3 protein-coding genes are annotated in these 3,411 nt (G+C 37.8%); all 3 read left to right on the top strand.

Going from position 1 to position 3,411, the window contains the following annotated elements:
• Positions 1-104 precede the first annotated feature (104 nt).
• The 3 genes from JCM15548_RS20155 to JCM15548_RS20165 are packed head-to-tail and all read left to right on the top strand — an operon-like array spanning position 105 to position 3,346.
• The gene (locus tag JCM15548_RS20155; protein ID WP_062128986.1) at positions 105-1,364 is read left to right on the top strand and encodes a site-specific integrase; all 1,260 of its coding nucleotides are present in this window, start codon (positions 105-107) and stop codon (positions 1,362-1,364) included.
• A complete protein-coding gene (locus JCM15548_RS20160) occupies positions 1,357-2,346 on the top strand; it encodes a tyrosine-type recombinase/integrase (RefSeq protein WP_062128988.1) in 990 nt (329 codons plus the stop codon). The genes JCM15548_RS20155 and JCM15548_RS20160 overlap by 8 nt, the downstream gene beginning before the upstream one ends.
• Positions 2,333-3,346 (top strand): site-specific integrase, encoded by a 1,014-nt coding sequence (locus tag JCM15548_RS20165; protein WP_062128990.1) that lies wholly within the window; start codon positions 2,333-2,335, stop codon positions 3,344-3,346. Before JCM15548_RS20160 ends, JCM15548_RS20165 begins: the two co-directional genes overlap by 14 nt.
• Positions 3,347-3,411: the final 65 nt, after the last annotated feature.

Consider the following 3,411-nt stretch of genomic DNA (forward strand, 5'->3'; position numbering starts at 1 on the left):
TCAACCAAATTACTGTTTATCAGCATTGATCTATTCATTCACTTTACATTATATTTTAAATCAAAATAGACAATAGTGTCTATCAAACTTTAAAATATGATGTGATGGAACAAAAAAAGCAAACCATTGATGAGTTAACGGAAGACTTCCTCCGTTATTTAAGAAGCATCCGCAGGTCAGAGTCTACTGTAAGAAAGTACCTGTTAGCATGGGAAAAATTAAAGACTTACATGGCGGTTCATCGGAAGAAAATTTATACCGCTAAAATTGGCGAAGCCTTTCTTTTGTCGGAGCTTGGGAAATATAAGTTCGAGAACCTATCAGTGACCAAAAAGAACTTTGTAAGTAAAATCGAAGCTCTTGATGATTATCAAAACACAGGCAGAGTCCTGCTTGGAATAAGAAGAAAACCCCCGAGAGAGCTGCATGGAGTAATAGGAAAATCTATGATGGACTTCATTGATTATAAAACAACAATTTATAGTCTGGCAAATGCGACAATAACCTATCATAAGATATACCTGCATGCGCTCAATAGCTTCTTACGTGAAAAAAGAATCAGATCGGTTCGTAGAATCACGTCTTCAGAGATTTTGCAATTTGCTGCTGGGCTTAATCCTCATAAGCCAGCAGCAAGATATGTAGCTCTATCCATTTTCAGGGGTTATATGCGTTATTTGTTTGAAAGGGAACTTGTCAGCACCGACTACTCAAGGAAAATACCATCTGATAATTATAAACGACAGCCAAAATTGCCTTCCACTTTTACAAAAGAAGAGATTGAGCAATTTATCAGTTCCATTGACAGAGGCAACCCTAAAGGAAAGAGAGACTATGCCATGTTTTTGCTTGCACTAAAATTAGGATTTAGATCGTCTGACATTGCAAATCTTAAGTTCGAGAATATTTCCTGGCAAACAAATGAGTTTAATTTTGAGCAAAAGAAAACCGGTAAGAGTGTAACACTTCCAATACTACCGGAAGTGGGGAATGCAATTATTGATTATCTAAAATACGGAAGGCCTCAGTCTAATGAAAATTATTGCTTTCTGCAAATCCTATCCCCGCATGATAAAATCGCAACGCACGATATAGCAAACTCTGCTCAGTTTTATTTTAAGCGGGCGAATATTGATTTAAGAAATAGAAAGCATGGGCCACATGCATTGAGACATTGTTTTGCTTCCAGTCTTTTAGATCAGAAAACTCCACTGCCTGTTATTTCAGAAGCACTGGGTCATTCGAGCACTATGTCCACCATGTTCTATCTGCGCATCGACACTTTATCACTTAAGCAGTGTGCACTCGAAGTTCCCTCTATTCCATTTTCTTTTTACATGCAAAAAGGAGGTTGCCATGAGTAAGCCATTCTATAGTGTCTATGGTCGCTCAATAAAAGAGTTCCTGACTGTAAAAAGAAGTCTTGGCTTTAAATACCAGGCAGCAGAATATGAATTGGGCAATTTTGATAAAATTGCATATAAAAGAGAGGAGTCGTCCATTGGCATAACCAAGGAACTTGCAAGTGAGGTCTGTGCCAGACATCCCCATGAATCAGAGAAAAGCAGATACAACAGGATACAGGTAGTAAGACAGCTTGCATTTTATCTGAATGATACTGGACATGCTTCCTATATCCCAAAACTTCCACTATTTAAGAGTTCTTACACTCCTTATGTTTTTACGAAGGAGGAGGTTCTGAAAATCTTTAGTATTGCCGACCAAAGCAAAGCAAACAACTGTAATTTAAGGACGGGGATGTTTTTTATACCTGTCCTTTTTAGGCTGCTTTATTCCACAGGAATCAGAACAGGTGAAGCCATGAGCCTTTCTATAAATGATATTGATGTTACGCATAATGTTTTAAAGATCCGAGACAGCAAAAATGGGAAAGAGCGTCTCATTCCATTTTCAAAATCACTCTCAGAAGCTTTGCAAGATTATCTAAAATACAGGAATCAAAGACCAGCTATAAAGGGTGTAAACCATCTCTTTGTCCATCCTGCTGGAGGTGTAAATGGATCTAGCATAGCTTATAGGTGGTTCAGGAAAATTCTTTTTAGCTCAGGCATATCGCACCAAGGCAAGGGTGCTGGTCCCAGATTGCATGACTTCAGACATACATTTGCAGTTCACTCGTTGGTATCAATGTGCGAACAGGAACTTGATCTTTACTATTCACTTCCTATACTCTCTACCTATCTGGGACATCAATCACTTGCGGCTACTGATAAATATGTAAGGCTGACCGCAGAAATGTACCCTTCACTTATCAAAAGTGTAAATAAAATCTGTCCTCATATTTTTCCAGACCTAAATAAAACTCAATGTTATGAAGCCGACTGATTTTTCTAAAAGCCTTACTGATTTTTTATCAAAATATCTGCCGGGAGAAAGAGGTATGAGTGCCAATACCATAAACTCCTACAAGACTTCTTTCATCTTGTTTATTGGCTTTTTTGAATCGCAAAAAAAAATAAGAATAAACAAGCTGTCTCTTAAGGATATTACAAAGGAATGTATTGTTGAATTTCTAGAGTGGCTTCAGCGAGAAAGAAAATGTAGTGATTCTACCCGCAATGTACGTCTTGCAGCGATACACTCATTTTTTAATTTTTTGCAGTACGAAGTTCCTGAGAGTATAAATGAATGGCAGAAAATACTCTCTATTAAGGTCAAGAAGGTTAAGAAAAGGACGATGAATTATTTAACAATAGAGGGTGTTAAATTGCTTTTTGCTCAACCCGATCTTTCTACAAAAAAGGGAATGCGTGATCTTACCATGCTTGCATTGATGTATGACTCTGCTGCAAGAGTGCAGGAGGTTATTGATCTTACGGCATCAAGCGTGCGTCTGACAAAGCCATATACGATTAAATTGGTTGGTAAAGGAAACAAAGCCAGAATCGTTCCTCTAATGGATCAACAAGTGGTGCACTTGAAAAATTACATGGAAATGAATCACTTGCTTGAACCTCATGTAAATATGCATCCATTATTTTATAACAGCCGAAGAGAAAAGCTTACCCGTGCAGGAGTTCATTACATTCTTCAGAATTATGTAAGAGCAGCAAGAATGAAAGATCAGAAGTTGGTGCCAGAAAAAATCAGCCCACACTCGCTCAGACACTCAAAGGCCATGCATCTTCTACAGGCCGGTGTAAACCTTGTTTACATTCGTGACATACTTGGTCACGAGTCGGTACAAACAACTGAAGTCTATGCAAGGGTGGACTCTAAACAAAAGCGTGAAGCAATTGAAAAAGCGTATGCAGATGTTATTAAAAAGGAAAAACCTTTATGGACAAACAATGATAATCTTTTAGAGTGGCTGAAGAATTTCTAGTGAAAGTGAAAAAATAATGTAAAGTAGAACGCTATCGTATTGTTGTAACACAATGCTTTATGTGA

Source organism: Geofilum rubicundum JCM 15548, assembly GCF_000974365.1.
Classification (GTDB): Bacteria; Bacteroidota; Bacteroidia; order Bacteroidales; family Marinilabiliaceae; genus Geofilum; species Geofilum rubicundum.